18 protein-coding genes are annotated in these 21,929 nt (G+C 63.8%); 8 read left to right on the top strand and 10 right to left on the bottom strand.

Going from position 1 to position 21,929, the window contains the following annotated elements; all coding sequences use genetic code 11:
- Positions 1 to 25: 25 nt before the first annotated feature.
- The 7 genes from DU505_RS09800 to DU505_RS09770 all read right to left on the bottom strand — a co-directional run bounded on the left by DU505_RS09800 (position 26) and on the right by DU505_RS09770 (position 8,407).
- On the bottom strand, positions 26 to 451 hold the full coding sequence (locus DU505_RS09800) for a DUF3617 domain-containing protein (RefSeq protein WP_114478797.1): 426 nt from the start codon (positions 449 to 451) through the stop codon (positions 26 to 28).
- Positions 452 to 553: 102 nt separating this feature from the next.
- Positions 554 to 2,077 (bottom strand): putative bifunctional diguanylate cyclase/phosphodiesterase, encoded by a 1,524-nt coding sequence (locus DU505_RS09795; RefSeq protein ID WP_245947864.1) that lies wholly within the window; start codon positions 2,075 to 2,077, stop codon positions 554 to 556.
- 221 nt (positions 2,078 to 2,298) lie between these two features.
- Positions 2,299 to 2,691: a hypothetical protein gene (locus DU505_RS09790; RefSeq protein WP_095621012.1), complete on the bottom strand. Its 393-nt coding sequence runs from the start codon at positions 2,689 to 2,691 to the stop codon at positions 2,299 to 2,301.
- Positions 2,692 to 2,763: 72 nt separating this feature from the next.
- Positions 2,764 to 4,314: a c-type cytochrome gene (locus DU505_RS09785; RefSeq protein ID WP_114478795.1), complete on the bottom strand. Its 1,551-nt coding sequence runs from the start codon at positions 4,312 to 4,314 to the stop codon at positions 2,764 to 2,766.
- Positions 4,315 to 4,321: 7 nt separating this feature from the next.
- Complete coding sequence (locus DU505_RS09780; protein ID WP_114478794.1) at positions 4,322 to 5,677, bottom strand: NADH:flavin oxidoreductase; 1,356 nt, start codon at positions 5,675 to 5,677, stop codon at positions 4,322 to 4,324.
- Entirely contained in the window at positions 5,674 to 6,582 is a 909-nt protein-coding gene (locus DU505_RS09775) for a hypothetical protein (protein WP_114478793.1), read from the bottom strand. Before DU505_RS09775 ends, DU505_RS09780 begins: the two co-directional genes overlap by 4 nt.
- Before the next feature lie 13 nt (positions 6,583 to 6,595).
- Entirely contained in the window at positions 6,596 to 8,407 is a 1,812-nt protein-coding gene (locus tag DU505_RS09770; protein ID WP_114478792.1) for a peroxidase family protein, read from the bottom strand.
- Positions 8,408 to 8,777: 370 nt separating this feature from the next.
- Between DU505_RS09770 and DU505_RS09765 the strand changes: the two genes are divergently transcribed.
- From DU505_RS09765 to DU505_RS09755, 4 genes are all read left to right on the top strand, one after another.
- Positions 8,778 to 9,152: a hypothetical protein gene (locus DU505_RS09765; RefSeq protein WP_114478791.1), complete on the top strand. Its 375-nt coding sequence runs from the start codon at positions 8,778 to 8,780 to the stop codon at positions 9,150 to 9,152.
- A gap of 247 nt (positions 9,153 to 9,399) precedes the next feature.
- Positions 9,400 to 10,869 (top strand): c-type cytochrome, encoded by a 1,470-nt coding sequence (locus DU505_RS09760; RefSeq protein WP_114478790.1) that lies wholly within the window; start codon positions 9,400 to 9,402, stop codon positions 10,867 to 10,869.
- A gap of 10 nt (positions 10,870 to 10,879) precedes the next feature.
- A complete protein-coding gene (locus DU505_RS22555) occupies positions 10,880 to 11,107 on the top strand; it encodes a hypothetical protein (RefSeq protein ID WP_181872785.1) in 228 nt (75 codons plus the stop codon).
- Positions 11,104 to 12,516, top strand: a complete 1,413-nt coding sequence (locus tag DU505_RS09755) for a patatin-like phospholipase family protein (RefSeq protein WP_181872784.1) — start codon at positions 11,104 to 11,106, stop codon at positions 12,514 to 12,516. The genes DU505_RS22555 and DU505_RS09755 overlap by 4 nt, the downstream gene beginning before the upstream one ends.
- Before the next feature lie 12 nt (positions 12,517 to 12,528).
- Here the strand turns inward: DU505_RS09755 and DU505_RS09750 are convergent, their stop codons facing one another.
- Positions 12,529 to 13,935 carry an esterase/lipase family protein gene (locus tag DU505_RS09750; protein ID WP_114478788.1) on the bottom strand — a complete coding sequence of 469 codons (1,407 nt, stop codon included), beginning with the start codon at positions 13,933 to 13,935 and terminating at the stop codon, positions 12,529 to 12,531.
- Positions 13,936 to 14,060: 125 nt separating this feature from the next.
- Positions 14,061 to 14,906, bottom strand: a complete 846-nt coding sequence (locus tag DU505_RS09745; protein ID WP_114478787.1) for a hypothetical protein — start codon at positions 14,904 to 14,906, stop codon at positions 14,061 to 14,063.
- Between the two features lie 575 nt (positions 14,907 to 15,481).
- Here DU505_RS09745 and DU505_RS09740 point away from each other — a divergent pair.
- A complete protein-coding gene (locus tag DU505_RS09740; RefSeq protein ID WP_114478786.1) occupies positions 15,482 to 15,922 on the top strand; it encodes a LexA family protein in 441 nt (146 codons plus the stop codon).
- Positions 15,923 to 15,924: 2 nt separating this feature from the next.
- Positions 15,925 to 17,205 carry a Y-family DNA polymerase gene (locus DU505_RS09735; RefSeq protein ID WP_181872789.1) on the top strand — a complete coding sequence of 427 codons (1,281 nt, stop codon included), beginning with the start codon at positions 15,925 to 15,927 and terminating at the stop codon, positions 17,203 to 17,205.
- A gap of 324 nt (positions 17,206 to 17,529) precedes the next feature.
- On the opposite strand, the gene DU505_RS09730 is transcribed toward DU505_RS09735, so the two are convergent.
- Entirely contained in the window at positions 17,530 to 18,285 is a 756-nt protein-coding gene (locus tag DU505_RS09730) for a phosphatase PAP2 family protein (protein ID WP_114478784.1), read from the bottom strand.
- A 331-nt stretch (positions 18,286 to 18,616) separates the two neighbouring features.
- Here DU505_RS09730 and DU505_RS09725 point away from each other — a divergent pair, with 331 nt between their 5' ends.
- Together DU505_RS09725 and DU505_RS09720 are read left to right on the top strand one after the other, a co-directional pair.
- On the top strand, positions 18,617 to 18,850 hold the full coding sequence (locus tag DU505_RS09725; RefSeq protein ID WP_114478783.1) for a hypothetical protein: 234 nt from the start codon (positions 18,617 to 18,619) through the stop codon (positions 18,848 to 18,850).
- 554 nt (positions 18,851 to 19,404) lie between these two features.
- Complete coding sequence (locus DU505_RS09720) at positions 19,405 to 21,903, top strand: EAL domain-containing protein (protein WP_114478782.1); 2,499 nt, start codon at positions 19,405 to 19,407, stop codon at positions 21,901 to 21,903.
- Positions 21,904 to 21,929: the final 26 nt, after the last annotated feature.

The following is a 21,929-nucleotide window of genomic DNA, read 5'->3' as shown; positions in this document are numbered from 1 at the left end:
CGCATGTCCCGCGGCTATCAGCCATTCAGCAGTCGCCGAGGCGCTCGCCTTCGATCGTCGTATCCATGACCATCTCACCCATCGGCGACTCGGTCTGGATATTGACGTTGCCTTCGACGCGCTCACCCAGGAAATCCATCCGGCCATTGATATCGGCCTGGCCACCATCGGCGTGGCACACCATCTTGTAGTCGACACCGTCTGCGGACACGTTGTGCTCCAGCAGCTCACACCCCTCTTCCACTTCGAGGAACTGGAAGTCGGCATCGTCGAGGTCGCCCTGCACGATGCACTCCTGATGGCTCTCGGTCTGGTCGGGGATCGGCATGTCGCCTTTGACCGAGGTGGTGCTGGTGAACTGCCACTGGCCGGGTACGATATTGGGCGACTCTGCCACGGCGGTCAGCGGCAGCATCAGCACGGCGGCGGCAAGCAAGGAACGAAAGGGCATGAAGACTCTCCGGTGGTTTAGTGAAGTGCGGTAGCGGAAGACTGGCATGTGACATAGCTTACCCCAGACAGGGAGCCGGAGGGAAAGCCGACCGATGCACTCTCACGCATCGTAGATACAGGAAAGCTGATCGACCTGCAGCTCCGTCACTGGCTGCGGCCTGCCAAAGAGATAACCCTGGAAGGCTTCGCAGCCATGCGCCCGGAGCCATTGGTGCTGCGCCTCGGTCTCCACCCCTTCGGCGGTCACGTCGAGGCCAAGGCTCGCCGCCAGGGTAATGGTGGCCTGGACGATGGCCGCATCCACCGGATCGTCGAGCACGCCGTTGACGAAGGCTTGGTCGATCTTCAACTCGTCCAGCGGCAACCGCTTGAGATAGTTCAGCGAAGAGTAGCCGGTACCGAAGTCGTCCAGGGCGAAACGGATGCCGAGCTGATTGAGACGCAGCATGATAGTGCGTACCCGCTGGTGATCATCCATCAGCAGGCTTTCGGTTACTTCCAGCGTCAGCCGGTGCGGGTTGGCCGCCGTCTCCTCCAGTATGTGCTGCAGCCTCGCCACGAAGTCCGGCTGGTGGAACTGCACGGAACTGACGTTGACGGCGATGCTCAACCGCTCCCACTCCGGCTCCCGCGCCCAGGCAGCCAACTGCCGGCATGCGGTTTCGAGGACCCAGTAGCCGATCGGCAGAATCAGCCGATTCTTTTCCGCCAGGGGAATGAACATGCCGGGCGACACCATGCCACGCTGCGGATGCTCCCAACGAATCAACGCCTCGACCCCGGTGACGCAGGACAGGGAATCGACCTGCACCTGGTAATGCAGGCGAAACTCATCCCGAGCCAGTGCCTGATGCAGGTCGGCTTCCAGATGGACACGCGCCATTACCGTGGCCTGCATCTTGGCATTGAAGAAACGCAGGGTATTGCCCCCCGCCCCCTTGGCCTGTTGCAGCGCCATGTCGGCCTGCTGCATGGCACTTTCCACGCTGATCTCGCCATCGGCAAACAGCGTGACGCCGATACTGCCGGTAATCGGCAGGGTCAGGACCTGCTCCTGATCCTGCTGGGCTTCCAGAATGCAAGTCAACAGCTTCTTGGCCACGCCCTCGGCCGCGTGAGCCGCCTGTTCCTGGTTGGGAGCCAGATCATGGATCAGCAGGACGAATTCATCTCCCCCCAGGCGGGCCAGGGTATCGCTCTCCCGCACGACATTCGATAGATGCTTGGCGACGTGACGCAGAAGGTGGTCGCCCTGATAGAGTCCCTGGGTGTCGTTGACCAACTTGAAATTGTCCAGATCGATGAACATCAGCGCTGCATAGCGATCCGTACGCCGAGAACCCTTGACCACCATTTCCAGGCGATCGAGCATCAGGCGCCTGTTGGGCAGGCCGGTCAGCGGATCATAGAAGGTCAGGCGATAGTTGCTCTCCTGGATCGCATGGCACTCGGTGATATCCGTGGAAATACCACATGGCAAAGAGACCATGTCATCTGAATCATTGGCCAGCCCTGCCTTGTCGGCCGACGAGTCAGCGCGCTCCCGCCCTCCTCTGCGACGGTCCCACCAGGCACCGCCCACTGCCGCCAACGCCATGCATGCAATGACTACGATAGCGAGCACCGCCCATCCCAAGGCAGGCACCGACGCTGAACCCACTACGCTGCCAGCCGCTGTCGTCGACAGCCCGGCCAGTATCCCTGCGAGCGCATACCGTCGAGTTATCGACAGCAAGCCAGTCAATGACATCCCGTCACCATTTTTAGTCTATAGGCCTAGTTATAGCAGAAAAATCTGAAATGACCGACAGGTAAACGACGGGTGCCATTCGCCGCCCCCCTGCGTCAGGGCTTGGCCATCAGGTCGCCGCGCCAGGCCCGCCAGAAGGTCACGCCCTGCAGCACGGCGAACAGCGCCTCGAACAGCGCCGGCAGCCATAGAAGGCCAGTGGCGAACAAGAAGAACAGCGCGAAAAGGCCACGAAACAGTATCGACAGCAGCGCCACCAGCCGATTGTGCAGCGGTGCCAGGGCAGCCGGCAGGTAGAGCAGTCCAACCACGATCATGGCCAGGCCGGCGTAGCGCACCCAGGTCAGCGGGTACGGCAGGTCGGCGCCCATCACGCCCAGCAGGCTGACGGGCCATAGCCACAGCCACAGGCCCAGCAGCACGTTGAGAGCGATCCCCACCGTCATCACCCGCCGATAGGTCGCGAACACATCGTTTGAGGTCTGCATATCAGTGCTCCTGGGCCAATTGCTTAGGCTCTGTCGAAGACTGGCTGCGCTCGCCGACTTTTCGGACAAAGCCTAAAAGGTCAGTAGGTAATCGAGCAGATCCGAGCGCTCCTGCACCGTCAGCTCGGTCCCGTAGGTATGCCCCTGGCGGCCATTGCCGGGCTGGCTGGTGTCGAAACAGAAGCCTTCCACCAGGGGCTCGCCGGGCGTGCAGTCGGGTGCCACGAAACCGCCCTTCTCCTCATCCAGCACGTCCAGCCCGCGCACGAAGGCTTGGGGGCGCTCCACCGGTGGCAGCAGCAGGTCGTACAGGGTCGGCACGGCCCCGTTGTGCAGATAGGGTGCGCGCAGCCAGAGGCCGTCGAGGGGCAGGTTGGCGTAGCCATCGGTCTTGCGGAAGTGCCGGAAGCGATAGCGCTCGTCGTCCTCGAACAGGGTCAGCTGATAGCGCTGCAGGGTCTCGGTGTAGCTGTCGAGCCGGGCCGGATCGACGCCCAGTTGCTCGTTGGGCACCACCTGGCCGAGGCGCTCCCCTTCGAAGACGTAGCGCTCGCCCTCCTGGTAGCCGTGACAGTCGGCACAGTGACGCATGTAGAGCGGCTTGCCGGCTGCCACCCCCTCGGGATCGGGACGATAGGGGCTGGGCGGCGGCTTGAGGTCCAGCAGCCAGTCGGCCACCCGCTCGATGCCTCGGTGATCGACGCTCTCCTCGGTCACTCCGGCCCCGATGGCGGCGCTCAGGTTGCGCTCCTGCAGCGAGGCGTTGTTGCCATCCCAGTGCAGATCCATGCCCTGCCGGGGGCGCTGCAGGAAGACGGCGGGGAACTCGCTGGTGCCGATCCGCTCCGCCTCGGCCAGTTCATCCATGTTCATGTCGAACTGCAGCAGCTTGTAGGGGTTAAAGGTATCCACGCGCCCCGGCCCCCAGGCGGGCTGCTCGGCCAGCAGTGGCGCGAGCGTGGCGCGGGTCTCGAGCAGCCCCTCACGCACCCGGGGCAGTACCGCATAGCGCCACACCCGCCGTTCGATCCAGCCCAGCGACTGCCCCTGCTCGTCCATGGCCGCCAGCACGCTGTCCGGCGCCAGCCGCGGGTCATCGGCGATCTCCAGCAAAAAGCCGATGAAGCCGTAAAGGTCCAGGTTGTTGGACGGCATGCCGGCGATCTGTCGCGGTGCGGCATCCGGCGACTCGCGGACCGTCCCCACGTGGCAGAGCGCACAGTTGAACCAGGCGACGTCCACGCCGCGCATCTCCCGGGTTCCGACGCCAATGGGCAGATCCCCACGGCTCGCCTCGTCGCCCGGCGCGTAGAGAAAACCGAATACCTCGTAGTGCCGATCGTCGAAGACTTCCGGAAACAGGTCAGGCAGTACCCGCCACAGCCGCACCGGCAGGCCGCTGACCTCGCTGCCGATGGAGCCATGCCGAAAGTGGGTCTCCGGGTCGGCGTAGTGACGCACCGACTCGCCACTGTAGCGCCACACAGTCGGCACACCGATCGCCAGGGCCAGCAGGCCGGCCGCCACCACGGCCAGGACGAGCAGGGTCAGCGGCAGGCGTCGCCAGCGCCGGCGGCGGGCCTCCTGTTGCACGGCGGTGACGGACGGCTCCTGTCGTCTCATGGCAGCCTCACGGATTCTGCGCTGGCGGCACCGGGGGCAGGCGCAGCTCGGGACGGGTGTCGTAGATGCTCATCAGGGTCGCGATCATGCGCTCGTGGTCGCCGTCGAAGCGCGACAGCTCGTAGCAGCCCAGGGGATTCTTGGGCGCGTTGAGCAAACACTTGTTGCAGAAGGTACAGGGACGTTCCGGTTCATCCTGCCCGGCCTGCCACTGCCGGGGCAAGTCGGGATTGGCGATCAGCGCGCGGGCGCTGGAGACCGCGTCGCAGGCCCCGCTGGCGATGGCTTCGCGTACCAGGGCGGCGCGCTGATAACCCCCGGTGCTGATCACCGGAATGCCCACCGCCTGGCGTACGGCACGCGCCTCGTCCAGGCTTACCCCCTCCACGACGTGGCCGCGCTGGTGACGCGACCACAGCCAGCGAAAGATCCAGCGCAGCGACCTGTAGCGGAACAGCAGGTAGTTGCGGAAGGTGTTGGTGCCGGCGGAGAGCATGGCGTCGTAGGTGCTGGCGATGGTGTCGAAGGCGAAGTCCCCCGGTGGGTTCAGGGGGTGGGGGAACAGGCTGCCCACCGACACGTGCAGGGCATCGGCGCCCGCCGTTTCGACCCAGCGGCACACCTGCAGGCTCTCCGCCAGGGTATTGCCCTTGCCTTCCCAGGGCAGGATGTCGTTCTGGTCCACGGCGCTGATCTTGACCTGCAGGTGGAAGTCCGGTCCCACCCGCTCGCGAATGGCGCGGATCACATCCAGCAGGAAGCGGGCCCGGTTGGCGAGCGAGCCGCCGTAGCGGTCGCGCCGGTCATTGATGGCGGAACTCAGGAACTGGGTGAACAGGTAGCCGTTGGCGGCGTGCAGCTCCACCCCGTCGAGCCCGGCCTCCCGGGCCCGCCAGGCCCCGTCGGCGAAGGCCTCGATGGTGCGCTCTATCTCGTGGCCGCTCATGGCCCGGCACAGGAAGCCGTGCAGGGACTCCTTGTGGTCGGTTGAACTGAGCGACCGGCGATGCTGATTGTGGACGCCGGGGAGATCCATCTGCCGGCCGGAATGACTGAGCTGCAGGATGTACTTGCAGTCGAAGCGGTGCACCGCCTCGCCGAGCCGCTGCCACAGCGGGATGAAGTCATCGCGGTGGATGGTGGCATAGCCGGCGATGATGCGCCCTTCCATCTGCACCGGCACGAAGGAGGAGATGATCGCGCCGACGCCGCCCCGGGCAAACTGGCACTCCCAGTTGATGCGCGTCTGGGTCAGGCTGCCGTCCTCGTTGTCGAATCGCCCGGAAATGTTCGAGCGGAACAGGCGATTCTTGACCTCCAGGTTACGCCACTTGAGCGGCGAGAAGATGACATCCTCGCTCATCGTCCGCCCTCCCCTGACCGGGATGCCACGGCCCGCTCCCAGATATCGGCCAGCAGCGCCAGGATGAAACGCTGGGCCGGACAGCGCGCCCAGCTATCGCTCATAAAGGCCAACTCCCGGTCGCCGCTGCGCCGAACACCCTCGGCGAGTCGCAGCAGTACCAGATCGCCGGGCACCAGGCGATGCGGGGAACACGGTGTCGAGAGCGGCGCCAGCACCTGGCGCAGCAGCGTTTCCGGCACGCTGAGGCAGCGTGCCAGCACCGCCGCCTGGGGCAGCGACGTGGCGCCTGGCGTGCCGGCCAGGGCGCGCATCGCCTCCAGCGCCCCCACCAGGTTATGCACCGCCACGCTGGTGGCATGCAGGGTCATGGCATCCCCCCGGGCGCTGTCATGCAGCAGCTGGCGGTCGCGGCGGAGTTGGCCGCTTAGGCGCTGGAGAAGGGCACGTAACGCCTGGGTGCGCGGATAGTCATTGAGCCGACGGGCCGCCGCAAAGATCGCCTCGTCGGCCCGGTAATCGTCGTGGAACCGCCGCCCCAGCAGCCCTTGGGCGGCGGGGCCCAGCGCCTCGACATCGGCCTGGCCGGCGACCCCCTCCACCAGGGTCTTGAAGGCCGGGTCCTGGCGCCAGGTCGCTGCCCCGGCGCCCTCGTCCAGGCGCCGCCCCAGCTCGGCGTGGCGCGACTCACGCCCCTCGGCCTCGCGGCCCAGCAGGGCCGGCAGCGGCTTACCATCGAAGACGAAAGCACCGCGCAGGCGCGCCAGGCGCAGGCGGTTGATAAAGCCGCCACTGGGTGCCAGGGAACGGTCGAGGCGTGAGTCGCCGTCGAGCAGACGAATCTCACCGGGATCGGTGACCTCCAGAACGCTGATCAGCCCGGGGATGTGCAGGCGTCTAGCCATGCTGCCTCCCACGCTATCCGCGGTTCCACGGGAAGAAGGCATTGCGCACACCTTCCAGCCGCGGCGCCAGTTCGGGGAAGTGACGTCCGATGACCGACTTCATGCCGTTGTTGTCGATCCACTCCATGCCCGCTTGGGTGTAGACCTCGGGGGTGTAGTCATCGGTGAAGAAGCGGTCACTCTTGAGGCGTCGCGAGGCCATCAGAATGAAGATCCGGAAGGCGGTATCGCTGAAGGCGAAGCCGGGTGGCGGGGTCTCGGCCAGGCAACCGATCAGCAGGTCGACCTCCTCCACGTCGCCATAGACCGCCTCCAGTTCGCGCTGCCACTCGGGATTGTCGGTCAGCTCGGCAAAGCTCGCGGGGGCCGACATGTCGATCAAGCGGCGGAAGCGGCAGTAGCGCGGCACCCCGCGTTCGCGGTCGCGAAGCACATCCACCGTGGCCAGGTCGATCATTCGATGATGGGGCGCCTGCTTCTCGTGCTGCTGCAGGTGCCTCGGAAAATTGTGCAGCACCAGGGCGCCGGGGTGGCTGGTGCCCAGCGAGTAGAGCGCATCGCTGAGCGGCATCTCTTCATAGAGCGCCTGGGTCAGAGAGCCGGCCACCTCGGTGAGGCCGCACTCCTTGATCAGGGTGTCGTCGTCCAGACGCCGGAAGCTGAAATCGTCGGGAATCAGCGGGTGCATGCGATAGACGGCGCTGAACTCCTCGGTGATGGCGTAGGGTGCGGCATGGTGATCCACCGGCGAGCCGACGATGCCGCTGAACAGTTCGCTGTCGCTGACACGCCCCCGGCTGCGGTAGAAGTGCTCGTCGAGCACGCCCCACCAATTGGCGCGCATGCCGAGCCGCAGCTCCGGGGTATCGAGCAGCGCCGGGGTCCACTCGGCGGTATGGATCTTGGCGATCAGCGCCGCATTGACCAGCCGGGCCTTCTGGAACAGCCACTCGCCGTCGCGGTCGGGATGCTCGATGCGCAGGCGGTCGACGATGGCATTGTGCTCCATGGCGAACAGGGTGTGCATCAGCGACAGCCCCACCCACCAGTTGCCGTTGGTACCGGCCAGCTCGATGCCATGCTCATCCTGCGGCAGGTGGCCATCGGGCTTGAGGTAGAGCTTGCCGTCGGCCAGCAGTTCACCGCTGTCGGGGTCGGTGCGCACCAGGCGCTGCCGGCGCAGGCTGCTGCCGTAGATCTGGGACGCATCCCACCACTGGGTCTCGGTATTGAGGAAGGTGTCGGGATGCCCCTCATCGGCGGCCGAGCGGGTGCTGTCGCGGCGGCTGCGCAGCACCGTCATGCGCTCCCAGGGCCAGTCATCGTCCTCGTCCAGGGGCACCTCGTAGCGCTCGGCCTCGGTGTCGTTGCTGCCATGGCTGAACCAGTCGTGGACCATGAACTGCAGCCAGGCGGGGACCAGGACGTTGAGAGTGGTCGCCGGCACGAAGGGATCTCGCGTCATCAAGCGACGACTGATCACCCGGGGACTCGGTGTCATCAGTCTCTCGCCGGTCTCGCCGAAGGTCTCGGCAGGCGGCACGTTGCGCCCGAAGCGGGTATACGCCTTGCCCATGGCGGGTTCCGCCAGGTCGTTGTAGCTGCCGTCGGCGGTGCGGAACTGGTGCACGTCGATGTTTTCCCGCTCGGGATCCTGCGGACGCTCCCGTTCGGTAGAGTAGAGGTTATGCCAGCGCAGGTTGCGGCGCAGAGCGACGAGATTGAGAACGGCGATGGGGAAGGGAAATCGATACCACTGACGGCGCCGATTGATACGCCGAAAGGCGCGACCGAGCAGACCGCTACCACCCCGTTGACCAAACATGGGACTCCCCCCTGACCAATACCGCTGCTGCCAACGCAACGAATGGGTGTCGACCGGCAACCTCAAACTCCCCAAGGCCTAGGAGCCTGTCGGACTTAACGCTGATCTACTGCGAGATCCGGTCTTTCGGCCAATTTCATTCGATCTGGTTCGTTAAATAGCGGGCTATTCGCCTCATCAGATCGATAAACTTGTCTCGAAATCCAAATCTCTCGTGACGATCGGTCAAATCCGACAGACTCCTAGAGATCTCAGTTACACAAGTCTTACGTGACCTCACCGAACTTGACTACTAATCTCTAGCACAGGGTTTGACTTACCACCAGAAAGGGACCAGAGGCGCATTTTACGAGCAGGGGGGCGTCGGGGGATGGCCAGCTACGCAGCGGGATTTCGTGCCATGGTACTGCTGGGCGTGATGGCCAACCTCCTCTTCGCCCTGCCTGCGGTATTTGTCCCCAACGCGGTGATCAGCCTGGTCGGGGGAGACCCCGTTGTCGAGACAGTGTGGCCCGCCTTCGCCGCCTGGCTGCTGATTTTGCTCAGCCTGTTCTATCTGCCGGCGGCGTTCGATCCCTTTCACTTCCGGGCCATCGCCGTGCTGACCGTCCTGGCACGTTTCGCCGGGGTGGTGTTCTTTACCTTGCTCCATCCGCAGTTTCCACTGTTCGCCCTGATCGATCTTTTCTTCGGCGTGACCCAGGGCATCCTGCTGCTGCTTTGCCGCGCCGAAAAAACGGCATAACAAAGGAAGCGCTGAACAAATCGACGAGCGAGATGAAGCGCAAGGCGCCCGGAGCACAGAACCGAGCGAAGCGACAAACAGCCGTAGGCTGGCCCCGAAGGGGCGAGAAGCCGAAGGCTGCGAGTCAACCGGAGCCTATGGGGTATAGGTGAGGATCCGCCGGTCCGACGCTTCGGCACCGCGCAACGCAGCGATTCGCTCGCGTAGGCATTTGTGCAGTGTTTCCCAAACTCGAGGAGAGACAGCCATGGCATCCAGTCACCGAGATACTTCAAGGACCTCGCGGCGCTGGTGGGTATGGCTGATCCTGCTGCTGATAGCCGGCGGGGCAATTGCCGTCGTTGGCTGGTACCAGCTGTTCCGCGAGGAGCCACAGCGGTTCGACAGCGTCGAGGCTTATTATCTCTACGGCTCCATCGGCGCCGAGCAGGAAGAGGGCATTCCCTACTGGATCTGGCGCGTGCTGCCAGATGTCTTCCCTCAGCACCTGCCCGGGGAAGGCGGCTACGCCGCCCTGGGCATGCTCTGGGAGGAGGGCGAGGCGACCCCGACCGGTTTCTCCAGGAAGACCATCGGCTTCCCGCGTATCGCCATCAACTGCGCGGCCTGCCACACCGCCAGCTACCGCATCGCTGAAGACGCCGAACGCCAGATCGTGCCTACCGGCCCCCACCAGACCTTCGATCCCCAGGCCTACCTGACCTTCCTGGGGAATGCCGCCAATGACCCGGACTTCACCGCCGCCGCCCTGCTGCCGGCCATCGAGGCGGAGACCGACCTCTCCTGGCTCGACCGCCTGCTCTACCGTTTCCTGATCATTCCGCGAACCCGAGACGGACTTCAGGAACAAGCCACCCGCTTCACCTGGACCGACGAGCGCCCGCGCTGGGGGCCGGGGCGCATCGACCCCTTCAACCCGGTCAAGTTTCACCCAGACCTGCTGGCACTAGACCCCGCCGAGGACGACACCATCGGCAACTCCGACATCATGCCGCTGTGGGCGATGGACGAGCAGGAGGGCTTCGCCCTGCACTGGGACGGCCTCAACGACTCCTTGACCGAGGTGGTGCTGAGCGGCGCCATCGGTGACGGTGCACGCCCGGATTCGCTGCCCGTGGACGACCTCGCCAACCTGGAAGCGTACCTGCTGACCAAGCGTCCGCCGCCCTACCCCTTCCTGGACGATCTCGACCCCGGCCTGGCCACAGAGGGCGAAGCGGTGTTCCAGCAGACCTGCGCCGGCTGCCACGGCCTGGAGGGCGCTCGAACCGGCACTGTGATACCCCAGCCGGAGGTCGGCACCGACCCCCACCGCCTCGAGATGTGGACCGCCGAGGCCGCCGAGCGCTACAACGCCTACGCCGAGGAATACCCCTGGGACTTCAACGCCTTCGTCAAGACCGACGGCTATGTGGCCAAGCCGCTCACCGGCATCTGGCTGCGTGCACCCTACCTGCACAACGGCTCGGTCCCCACCCTGGAAGACCTGCTCCAGCCTGCCGATCAGCGCCCCAGGCGCTTCTACCGCGGCTATGACGTCTACCACCCCGAGCGCCTGGGTTTCATCCATGACGGCGAGGCCGCCGAACGCCAAGGCTTCCTGTATGACACCGCCGAGCCGGGCAACGGCAATCAGGGGCATGAGGGCGCCGCGTTCGGTACCCAGCTCGACGACGATGACAAGGCGGCGCTGATCGAATACCTCAAGACGCTATAGGAGTTATGCCATGGCCGAGTATCTGAAGGTGGTCTTCCCCCAGCGCCGCGAGGTCTGGATCGACGGCGAGCCCGCCGCCTGGACCCAGTCGGTGTGCCAGGTCGATGCCGGCTGGTATACGGTGACGCTGGCCCCACCGCCGGACTTCGAGCCCGAGTGCCAGCGAGTGGAGATCGTCGAGACCCTACCCTCGGCGCCCTTGGTCGTCGAGTTCACCCTCAAGGAGCCGAGTCGGTGAGCCCCGTTGCCAAGCGGTCGATCGGCCTGCTGGTGTCGCTGACGGTGCTGGCCGGCTGCGCCTCCTTCCCCGAGGCCCAACCCCTGGAACGTGTCGATACCGGCAGCGGCTACCGCTATGCCAACCTCGAGGGCGCGGAAAACAGCGAGGAGCTGTTCGTGATCCTCAGCTTCTCCGGCGGGGGCACACGGGCCGCTGCCCTCGCCTACGGCGTGCTGGAAACGCTGCGTGACAGCTGGGTCGAGATGGACGGGGAGCCGCGCAACCTGCTGGACGAGGTGGATGTCATCTCGTCGGTATCCGGCGGCAGTTTTACCGCGGCCTACTACGGGCTGCACCGTGACGCCATCTTCGAGGAGGGAGGCCGGTTTCAGCGCGACTTCCTCTATCGGGACGTCGAGTCGGACCTGAAGCGACGGCTGCTCAACCCCTACAACTGGGCCAGGCTGGCCTCGCCTACCTTCGGGCGCATCGAACTCGCCGAGGAGGTCTACCAGGAGCGGCTCTTCGACCAGGCCAGCTTCGCCGACCTGGCGGATGACGGCCGCAAGCCCTTCCTGCTGATCAATGCCACCGACATGGACAAGGGGTCCCAGTTCACCTTCGTGCAGTCCCAGTTGGACCCCATGTGCGTCGATCTCGACAGTATCCCGCTGTCACGCGCCGTGGCGGCCTCGTCGAACTTTCCCATCGCCTTCACGCCGTTGACGCTCAACAGCTACCCCGGACGCTGCGGCTACCAGGAGCCGCCCTGGGTGGCCAATGCCCTGGAGGGCCTGAATACCAACCCCCGCCGCTACTATCGTGCGCGCCACTGGCAGCGCTACCAGGAGCCCGAGCGAGACCACGTGCATCTGCTCGACGGCGGCGTCTCCGACAATATCGGCCTGCGCCCGGCCCTCGACGCTCTGCGTGCACCCACCCTGCAAGAGGTGGAGTGGAGCGTGCTGAACAAGATGAACCGGGAAATCGTCGACAAGCTGGTGGTGATCGTGGTGGACGCCAAGTCGGAAGACCTGGCGGCAGACTTCGACACCTCGCCCCGCTCTCCCGGCCCCAAGCGGGTGATCAACACCATCGCCACCACGCCCCTGGCCAACTATTCCTTCGATACGGTCGAACTGCTCAGGGAGACCCTGCGCGACCGCGAGGATGCCCAGCGTCTCTCTCTGGAGGCCGGTACCGGGATGCACCAGATCGATCTCTACTACATCTACGTTGGCTTCGATCAGTTGCAGGACGACGCCGAGCGGGAGCGCTTCCAGCGCATTCCCACCCGCTTCCGGCTACCCAGCGAGGAGGTGGATGCGCTGCGCCAAATCGGCGCCGAGCTGCTGGAGCAGTCGCCCTGCTTCCAGCAGCTGGTGGGCCAGCGCGAGGGCTCAGGCGGGCGCCTCTGTAGCCATTGAAGCCCCAGCCAGTCAGTCTTGCGGATCGTTCAGTCGGAACACGTTGTCGGCCTGGGAACGGTGTAGGCAGATATCCACCAGCAGAGTGCGATGAGGCTGGAAAAGTGCTCTCAGTTGGTCGACGTCCAGGCAGAGATCCTCGATGTCCTCGTCGGCCAGGGTGCGAAACCCCACCGGGGTGTAACGGGCATTATGCTCGTCCTCATCCAGCATCGGCTCGGCGGTGATCGACATGCCAAGCCGGGTGTCGGCACGCCCCACTGCGTCACACAATCGAGTGGTATCGATGTACAGGCTACGCAGCGAGGTGTCGGCCCGGTAGCTATGCACCTTGCGAATCGCCGACTCGTGAATGGTGCGTGCCAGTGAACCACCATCCGAACGGCGGGGGTCGTAGAACTCGATCAGGTAGTCCCCCACCGGCGCGTCGAACTGGTCGCGCACGCGTACCACGGTATTCTGGAAGCCCGGTTTGCCACGCCTATCCCCCGGCTGGCGGGTCAGCTGCTGGTTGGCCGCATCGCATTCGTTACAGAAGTCGTCGAACGCATCGTCGTCGATGGTCAGGCCTCGCTCGATCAGCGCCAGTGCCTCCTTCTGACCACCGCTCAGTCGGCTTTCGGCGGCGTCGAGCTTGATCGCCGAGTGATCCAGGCCATCGAGAATCCGAAAGGCACTGCGTCCGCTGGACGGCCGGTAGTCGACCACCTCAGGCACGGTGACTCGGCCACTGTCGCGCTCCTTTTCGCGGAAGGCGATTTGCATATGGCCGCAATTGAGGTTCGCCGTGGCCAGCCGGACGGTGCCGTCGCCGCCCTCCTCGTTGGCCAATGAGCGGATCCCGCCGTAGCCGGTATTGCCGCACAGCACGGTGCACAGGATCCGACCGGGGGCATACATGCCCTCGCCCTCAGCGAAACGATCCTGCATGGCCAATGCCCAGTTGAAGGGGCTGGCCAGCTCCAGGCCGCGCAGGATATTGGCCCCGGTCTCCAACACCGCCTGCCCCGCCTGGCGGCTGAAGAAGCCATTGGTGATACGCCCCAGCATCGAACGGCCCATGTGGGCCAGCGGCGAGCCGAAGTTGGCCGGCGCGAGCATCACCAGATGCTTGACCGGCGCGGCATCGGGAGCGAAGTGGCGCACCAGCCAGTCGCGAATCACCAAGCCACCCGTAGAGTGTACGATGAGGTCAACGCTGGCAGCATCGCGCGGCAGCCCCTGCAGCGTCCAGGCACGATCCAGGGCCGCCTGCAAATCATCGAAGCGCAGGGCATCGTCCTTGGAGAGGTAATCACCGATGGCAATGCGCTGAATGCGCCCTGCCCCCAGCCGTTTGCGCAGGTGCCCAACCAGCCTCTCGAATGATTTACTTTCGTCGTTCCAGCCGTGCAGCAGTAACAGGGGACGATGGCTCATGATACGGCCTCACTATCGTTTTTGTATTTCGGCGAGGGACGCGACCGCCCACCGGCGCTTCGGCGCTCGCATTATCTCAAGGGTAGCCGCTTGTCCGCGGAATGGCCGCGGCGTGATCCGGCGACTCACTCACCGCGCGGGTCGCCGGGCAGATAGTGGCCGGTGACCAGGCGATAGGCATTCGAGGTGCGATCCCCGGGGATACCGTCGGGCTTCAGGAAGATGCCCGGAAAGCTGGTCAGCCAGCGCTGCAGCCGCTGGGCCTTCTCTTTCTCTGCATCACGGCGGCTGCGTCGCATGCGATGGCGCGACACCAGGGGGCGCTGGCTGCCCTTATCGCCGGCTGGCTCGGTGGCTACCTGCGCATAGAGCGTTGCCGCCGGCTGGTCGGCCAGGTCCGTCTCACCACGCTCGACCAGTCGCCGCAGCATCACCGCCGCACCGCACTGGCGCGAGACAGCACTGTCGGACCAGCGACCATCGGCCACGTAGCGGCCGCTGGTGTAGTGCGTCGAGAAACTCCACAGGTAGGGCGAAAGCACGTGAGAGTGGTACATACGGTAGCCCCAGCCGTTGTACCGCTCCAGCTGATAGAGGGTGCCGGCCAGGCTCCAATCGGTGTCGCCGTCCAGGCGCTTCAGCGCCATGGCATCGGCGGCGCTCACCTCCCAGTCGAAAGGCGGGGTACCGCGTTTCGGCCGGCCCGCAGGCACCTGGACGGTGCGCGCAGTGAGCGGATCGCCGTTGTGCAGGTGGCAGCGGAAACTGCAGCCCGATTCCATGCTGTGCACCAGCGCCACGAAGTGCCAGGGCACCCCGCGGCGCTCGGTAACGGTCTGGTAGCGATCGCGATGGGAGAGCAGCCGATCGACGCTGCGCTCCACCTCGGCCTCGCGCTTGGAAAGGATGTCGCAACTCTCGAACAGCTGCTCGTACTCTTGACGCAGGGGCTCGGTTAGCCGGATCGCCATGGGAACCTCCTGTCAATTGAAGGCGGTCCTGAAGCAGGCGAAGGTCCGGCTGTACCCTTATACGACTGGTTTCAGCACTAGGCATTGTCCGAAAACTGGCTGCGCTCGGCCATGCGGCGTTAAAAATCGGCTCAAAGTACTCATTTACACCCCGTAAACTCCGTCTCTTCGCCAATTTTTGCCTTGCGACCCACATGGATGTGGGAAGTGCGTTGGCCCGTAGGGAACGGGCCTAGCCCTGGCCTTCGCTCGCCGGCTTTTCAGACCCCTAGTCGTCCGTCGCGCTCCTCACGGGGCGGAATCGAGTGGCGGTCGATATCACCCAGCCACCCTACGCGCCCGAATTCAGTGCTACCTTCTCGGGTCGAGGGATTGATCACGGTCATCTTTAGTGATGGTAGAACATGATTATTACGCACGCCGTATTCAGGTGGTTCAAGCCCATGTCCCTCCCTCGCCTGGCTATTCTTGTCACCAAGCCACCCATCGCTAACTTCCATTAGCGTTTGCCTGTTGCCTATCACCGGCATTGTCGAGAATACTGTATGTATCAACAGCATTCGAGATAAGCCGCCATGCCACCGGAGCACCTCATTCCTGCCCACCCTGACCCGGCTACCCAGGCCCTGCCGTACCCGCTGGCACTCGGCCGCGCAGGGCTTTCGGGCTTCCCCTCGCCTGCTCAGGATTACGAAGGCCGCACGCTCGACCTGAACGAACGCCTGGTAAAACACCCCGCGGCCACGTTCTTCATGACGGTCACTGGCGACAGCATGGTGAGCCTGGGCATACACGAAAGCGACCTGCTGCTGGTCGATCGCTCCATCGACCCGCGCCCCGGCCATATCCTGGTGGCCATGGTCGACGGTGAGATCACCGTGAAGCGCTACGAGCTGCTCGGCAACCAGCCGCATCTCTGCTCGGGCAATCCCCGTTATGCGCCGATCCCCCTCGGGGAACTCGACTGTCAGGTGTGGGGCGTGGTGCGCGCGGTCATTCATGAGTACTCTGTATGAGCATGATCGGCCTGGTGGACTGCAACAGCTTCTACGTCAGCTGCGAGCGCGTGTTCCAACCGCGGCTGAATGGCCAGGCCGTAGGCGTGCTCTCCAACAACGACGGCTGCCTCATCGCTCGCTCCAACGAGATCAAGGCCCTCGGTATCGAGATGGGCACGCCCGCCTTCGACATCCAGCACCTGGTGGGCCAGGGTCGAATTCGCCTGCTCTCGAGCAACTACGAGCTCTACGGCGATATGAGCCAACGGGTGCAAGCGGTGCTCGGGGAGTTTTCTTCCGGTGTCGAGCCCTACAGCATCGATGAGATGTTCGTGCGCTTCGACGGCTTCGAGCCGGGCCAACTGCTTGAGCATGCGCGGCAGCTCCATCATAAGGTCCGACAGTACACCGGCATTCCCGTCTGCGTTGGGGTCGCCCCCACCCGCACCCTGGCCAAGCTGGCCAACAGAGCAGCAAAGAAGATCCCCGCCTATGGCGGTGTCTGCGTGCTACGGGCCGAGAGCGCGGAAACCCGCGCCCTGCTGAAGCGCCTCGAGCTGGGCAAGCTCTGGGGCGTGGGCCGGCGCCTTGCCGAACGCCTCGCCGTGCTGGGTTTTCGCACCGGCTGGGACCTCGCCCAGGCCGATCCCAAGCGAATCCGACGGCAGTTCAGCGTCACCGTCGAGCGCACCGTGCTGGAGCTACGCGGCATCTCCTGTATCGAGATGAACGACTTCCATGAACCCCGCCAGCGCATCATGACCAGCCGATCGTTCGGCAAGCTCACCGAGAACGTTGACGAGATTCGCGAGGCGATCCGTCAGCACGGCCAGCGAGGCGCCGAAAAGCTGCGAAGCCAGGGCAGCCTTGCTCGCGCGGTGCTGGTGTTCCTCAAGACCAACCCGTTTCGTGACGACCTGCCTCAATACTCGCCCAGCCTGGCCGTCGAGCTCTCCCGCCCCACCGACGACAGCCGTGAGATCCTCGACGCCGCCGGCAACGCCCTGCAGCGCATCTACCGCAGGGGCTACCGGTACCAGAAAGGCGGCGTGATGCTGCTCGATCTCATCGACTGCCATCGACAGCAGCTCTCGCTACTCGACACATCCCAGAGCGACGCCGACCGGCAGCGCAGTCAGAAGCTGATGGCAACCATGGACGAGCTCAACAAACGCATGGGACGCGGCACCATAACGCTCGGCACGCCCAGCCCCGGGGCCGCCTGGCACCTGCGCTGCGACAACCTCACCCAGCGCTACTCGACGCGCTGGGAGGAGCTGCCCGCGGCAAGAGCCAGATAAAAGAAGCCCGGCCGTGAGGCCGGGCCAGATCTTCGCTTCCTTTCCACTACCTCAAGCGTCCTGCCTGAGCATCCCTGGTGCGTGAGTCTCCCTGACTCAATCTTCCCTGTGGGGCCTCCTTGTCCGATGTGCTCACTATGACAGCTAAGAAGGGCGATAACTATTAACCTGAGATACCTTGTGCTGTAAGAGATTACCGACACGTGGTGTAAGCCAGAACGCTCATCGTGACTTTCACTGCAGCGCGATAGGACCGGCGATACCCAGTACCGCCAGCTCAGGCAACGATGTGCCAAGAGCCACGATCGTCAGCTGGCGGTCACGCTATTCGGTATCTGACCAGCTCTCCTCCGACTCCACCTGCCCCCGCCGCTGCATCCAGCGCATCACGAGCCAGCACAGCGCCGCCCAGGCCGCGCCGGCCGTCCAGCCTGCAAGGACATCCGTAGGCCAATGGACCCCCAAGTATACACGGCTCATGCCTACAAGCAGCGTGAGCAATATCGCCTGCACCAGGATGTATGCCTTCAACCTCAGCTCAGGCTGAACACGAATGAGCAAAGCAGCAAGAGTCAGGTAGGTCACGGCTGACATCATTGCGTGGCCGCTGGGAAAGCTTGCGGTGTAGACGAAGGATTCATGAGGAACAAGATCGGGCCGTGGGCGATCATAGCCAACCTTCATCAAGGTGCTGAGCAGCATGCCACCGGGAACCGCGACCGAGGCAAACAACGCCGCGCGATAGCGTCGGGCGAGTAGCAGGTAGCCCAGGGCGCCGAGCGAGATCAGTACGAGCACTCCGACACCGCCGAGTGCAGTAAAATCCCGCCCCAACTCCTCTACCCAGCCAGGGCCGAGCGGGTCTGTGTAATCGGCAGGGTTGCGTAGGGAGAGCAGCAGGGTCTCATCGATGCTCTGGATGTCACCCTCGGATACTTCATCGGCCAGTTCGACGAACCCCCAGACTCCTCCGAAAAGTATCAGGACGCACAGTAGTGCCGCGAACTCGTAGCGGGCTAGCCGAGCCAGCATGATAAAGCTTCGGTGGCCCACATGCTTGGTCTTCTCGAAGTGTTTCATAGCAACTCCATTGCTGTGCAAGTCCTGATCTTGGAGTGTAGTTGGGGTGACCTGCTGGCGGAGATCGGAATTGACACTGCATGGGCAGGCTGGTTACTGTGCTGGAAGCGCCGATTTGAACTCAGCTTGCGGGCGCTCTAAAAATGCAGCTAAAGCGACGCCAGAGGCCCGCTTTAGCATTCGCTGAGCGGGTTTTTGTTGTCCGGCCTTCTGGCCACCGCCGATTTAAGCACCAACTTGCGGGCGGAATAGAAATGCAGCTAAAGCGGCGTGCGACTCCACTCCCCTGGGTCGGCGCTTGCCGATCACACCAGGGGAACAGGAGACAGCCATGACACCTCACAACCGCCTCTCGCATGAGCTCCCTCTTTTCGCTGCCGCTGGTGGGCCACCCGCCCTGCCGGATGGGCGACTTGCGGATACTCTGACGGGCCACCGCCTGGCCCAGGATGACATCGTACGTCGGGAGCTGCGCAACGACGTCATGCTGGCCGGAGACCGGACGGCGCAAGCCGCTACGAACCGCGTGACGCCCGGTGAACAGCAGATGCCGCAAAGGCGGTAGAACGATGAACCTGAACCAGGAGCTACGACTAGATCAAACGCTATCACTACTGCTTTGCCGAGAAGCGCAGCATCATCATCTCGCAGGCGGGCGAAGTGATCGGCGAACAGGAGGACTTCGACCCGCCCCGCGCCACTTTCCGGCTGGATAGTGACGACCGGGATCTCGGCGATCTTTTCGATACGAGGCAGGACTGAATGTCCCTACCGTCGTGATCGACTCCTTGGTCGCCGGGGCCAGCCCCGGTACCGGCGGCTGGCCTGCCCTTCATCAGCCTGCTCCAGCACCGCATCGACCAGCCGTGTTACTTTTCAAGCAGCACCGATAGTGCCATGCTCCTGTCGGTCATCGCGGATTCCCTGGGTGGGTTGCCTGTTTGGCGGCTTGCAGCTTCCACGAAAGCCACGGTGGCCTCACCTGCCTGAATGGCACCTCTTCCTGGGACGTTCCCTTGCATTTTTTGGAGATGCGCGCTCGTTTCCGGCTGCCTCCCATTGTCATCAATGACTCTTTTTGTCCCTCAGTAATCCGCGAGCGCTGCCGATGAATACTGCATGACGATACTTACCCATCTCGTGATTGACCCTCATGCCCTGGGCGCCATCCAGGGCGAGCACTATTTTCCCCTTGTGTTGGTATCGTGGGCCGTCGCGCTGGCAGCCGCCTATACCGGCCTGGACATCATCAATCTCGTTGGCACCGCCCGGCGAGCCAGCTGGCGCTGGCTGTGGTTGGCTAGCGGGGCCAGTGTAATGGGCCTTGGAGTATGGAGCATGCACTTCACTGGCATGCATGCCTACCGGCTCGATTTTAGGGTAACCCACGCCCCGGCGCTGACCGGGTTGTCGATGATTCCCGCCATACTGGGCAGTTTTGCGGTCATGCTGGTGCTATCCCGCCAGCAAGTCCCACCCCACCGCACCTCGCTGCTGGCCGGGGCCGGGCTAGGTCTCGGCATCGGCCTCATGCATTACACCGGCATGGCCTCCATGCGCATGCCAGCGGCGCTCCATCACTCCCTCGGCCTGTTCCTGATATCGCTGGGCGTGGCCATCGCCCTCGGCATCCTGAGCGTCTATGCCTACCGCCTGTGCCGCCAGGAGTCGGGTCGGCAGAGCTCTCGAACCGGCGCCCTTATCTCGGCGTTATGCGTATCGCTGGCCATCAGCGGCATGCACTACGTGGCCATGCAGGCGGCCTGGTTCGTGCCTCTACCTGGCGCCACAGCGGCGCCGCCGATGACTCATGAGTCGAACTGGCTGATCTACCTGATCAGCGGAAGCGCCTTGCTGATAGCCCTGCTCACCATCGTCGCCACTCGGGTGCAGCGCCGCCTGAAAGCCAGCGAGCAACACCAGCATATGACGCGAACCCAACTGCTGGAGGTGATCTCGGCGCTACGCGATGGGGTTGTGCTATTCGATGACAGGGCCCGCATTCGACTCTGCAACATGGCTTTCGAGAAATTGCTGGGATTAGAGAATGAAGGCACGACTGGCCGCTCCCTATGGGAGTTGGCGTATGTCGATGACAGCCGGGCGTTAAATCTGCGTATCGGGCAAGCCCTGGCAGAGAAAGGCGAGTGGAGCGGCCTGATCGAGGCCAAGCACCGAAATGGTAAATCCTTCCCTGCCTGGTTGAGCGTCAGCCGCGTGCGCTACGCCGACAGTGAAGAACGAGACTACGTAGCGCTGATCAGCGACCGCTCGGCCGAGCAATTAGCCCAGCAGCGGATATTGTATCTTGCCTACCATGATTTTCTGACCGAGCTGCCCAACCGACGAGCCCTGCAGGAACGATTGGATGGGTCCGAGAATCACCGCGAGTCCGCCAGCTCATTGGCTCTGTTGGTGCTGTTCGACATTGACCGCTTCAAATTTCTCAATGATAGCCTGGGGCAGGACGTCGGAGACGAGATGCTACGCCAGCTGGCAGCTCGTCTGCGTGGCTGGGCCAGCAACGATCTGTTCGCGGCACGGCTAGATGGGAATGAATTTGCCCTACTGACCCCACTTTCGACGCGGGATCGGCCCACCGCCGAACGCGAAGCACACGACCTTACCGAGCGCGTCGTGGCCTCTCTTACCGCGGACTACCAGCTCCAAGGCCACACCTATCCGTGTCGAATCAATGTCGGCATGCTGATCTTCTCGCCCCACCAAGGGGGAGGGACCGCACACCTATTCAAGCGCGCCGGCCTGGCCATGCTGGAGGCCAAGCGTGAGCGCAACGGTCTTCCTCGGCTGTTCTGTCCCGCACTGGAGAGGGAGTTGGAGGAGCGCCTTGCTCTCGAGCGCGAACTTCGCCTCGCTATCGACAGCGATGAATTCCACCTGCACCTGCAGCCCCAAGTGGATGCCGTGCAAGGAGTGGTAGGCGCTGAAGCCCTGATCCGCTGGCAACATCCCAGGCGCGGCCAAATATCCCCAGGGAGTTTCATTCCGCTGGCTGAGGAGAGTGGCCTGATCCTGCCACTTGGCAACTGGGTTCTGCAGGAAGGGTGTCGGTTGCTGGGAGAGTGGCGCCAGCAGCCAGAGCTGCGCACGCTGAAGCTGTCCCTGAACGTGAGCGTGCGTCAATTTCAGCAACCAGACTTCGTGAATCAGGTTCTCTCAGCCATTGGTCGTCATGGCGCTGACCCAGCGTGTTTGACCCTGGAGCTTACCGAGTCCCTATTGCTTAGCGACCCACAGGGGACCATCGAAAAGATGACCCTGCTGCGGCGCCAGGGCATCCGCTTCGCACTGGATGACTTCGGGACCGGCTACTCCTCCATGGCCTATCTCAAGTCGCTACCCCTGGATACGCTCAAGATAGACGTCGCTTTCGTCCGCGACCTGAGTCACGACACACAGTCGACGCCCATCGCCGCCAGCATCATCGCCTTGGCAAAAAGCCTGGAGATGTCCGTGATCGCCGAAGGGGTCGAAACAGAAACTCAGCGCTCGGTTCTCGCCGGTTTGGGATGCAGCTTGTATCAAGGCTATCTGTTTGGCCGACCGATGCCACCGAATGAATTTCTGGCCATGCTTGGCAACAACGCGTCAGCTTGATACCTATACGGAGGTCCCTCTCCTGT

This window comes from Billgrantia montanilacus (genome assembly GCF_003336675.1).
GTDB classification, from domain to species: Bacteria; Pseudomonadota; Gammaproteobacteria; order Pseudomonadales; family Halomonadaceae; genus Halomonas; species Halomonas montanilacus.
Note: the sequence above shows the minus strand (reverse complement) of the source record. Positions and strands in the feature narration are given on the sequence as shown.

Bases quoted from the DNA above. Each gene is read 5' to 3' on its own strand.
- DU505_RS09800 (WP_114478797.1), bottom strand. From the start codon at position 451: ATGCCCTTTCGTTCCTTGCTTGCCGCCGCCGTGCTGATGCTGCCGCTG.
- DU505_RS09790 (WP_095621012.1), bottom strand. From the start codon at position 2,691: ATGCAGACCTCAAACGATGTGTTCGCGACCTATCGGCGGGTGATGACG.
- DU505_RS09785 (WP_114478795.1), bottom strand. From the start codon at position 4,314: ATGAGACGACAGGAGCCGTCCGTCACCGCCGTGCAACAGGAGGCCCGC.
- DU505_RS09780 (WP_114478794.1), bottom strand. From the start codon at position 5,677: ATGAGCGAGGATGTCATCTTCTCGCCGCTCAAGTGGCGTAACCTGGAG.
- DU505_RS09775 (WP_114478793.1), bottom strand. From the start codon at position 6,582: ATGGCTAGACGCCTGCACATCCCCGGGCTGATCAGCGTTCTGGAGGTC.
- DU505_RS09770 (WP_114478792.1), bottom strand. From the start codon at position 8,407: ATGTTTGGTCAACGGGGTGGTAGCGGTCTGCTCGGTCGCGCCTTTCGG.
- DU505_RS09765 (WP_114478791.1), top strand. From the start codon at position 8,778: ATGGCCAGCTACGCAGCGGGATTTCGTGCCATGGTACTGCTGGGCGTG.
- DU505_RS09760 (WP_114478790.1), top strand. From the start codon at position 9,400: ATGGCATCCAGTCACCGAGATACTTCAAGGACCTCGCGGCGCTGGTGG.
- DU505_RS22555 (WP_181872785.1), top strand. From the start codon at position 10,880: ATGGCCGAGTATCTGAAGGTGGTCTTCCCCCAGCGCCGCGAGGTCTGG.
- DU505_RS09750 (WP_114478788.1), bottom strand. From the start codon at position 13,935: ATGAGCCATCGTCCCCTGTTACTGCTGCACGGCTGGAACGACGAAAGT.
- DU505_RS09745 (WP_114478787.1), bottom strand. From the start codon at position 14,906: ATGGCGATCCGGCTAACCGAGCCCCTGCGTCAAGAGTACGAGCAGCTG.
- DU505_RS09740 (WP_114478786.1), top strand. From the start codon at position 15,482: ATGCCACCGGAGCACCTCATTCCTGCCCACCCTGACCCGGCTACCCAG.
- DU505_RS09735 (WP_181872789.1), top strand. From the start codon at position 15,925: ATGATCGGCCTGGTGGACTGCAACAGCTTCTACGTCAGCTGCGAGCGC.
- DU505_RS09730 (WP_114478784.1), bottom strand. From the start codon at position 18,285: ATGAAACACTTCGAGAAGACCAAGCATGTGGGCCACCGAAGCTTTATC.
- DU505_RS09725 (WP_114478783.1), top strand. From the start codon at position 18,617: ATGACACCTCACAACCGCCTCTCGCATGAGCTCCCTCTTTTCGCTGCC.
- DU505_RS09720 (WP_114478782.1), top strand. From the start codon at position 19,405: ATGACGATACTTACCCATCTCGTGATTGACCCTCATGCCCTGGGCGCC.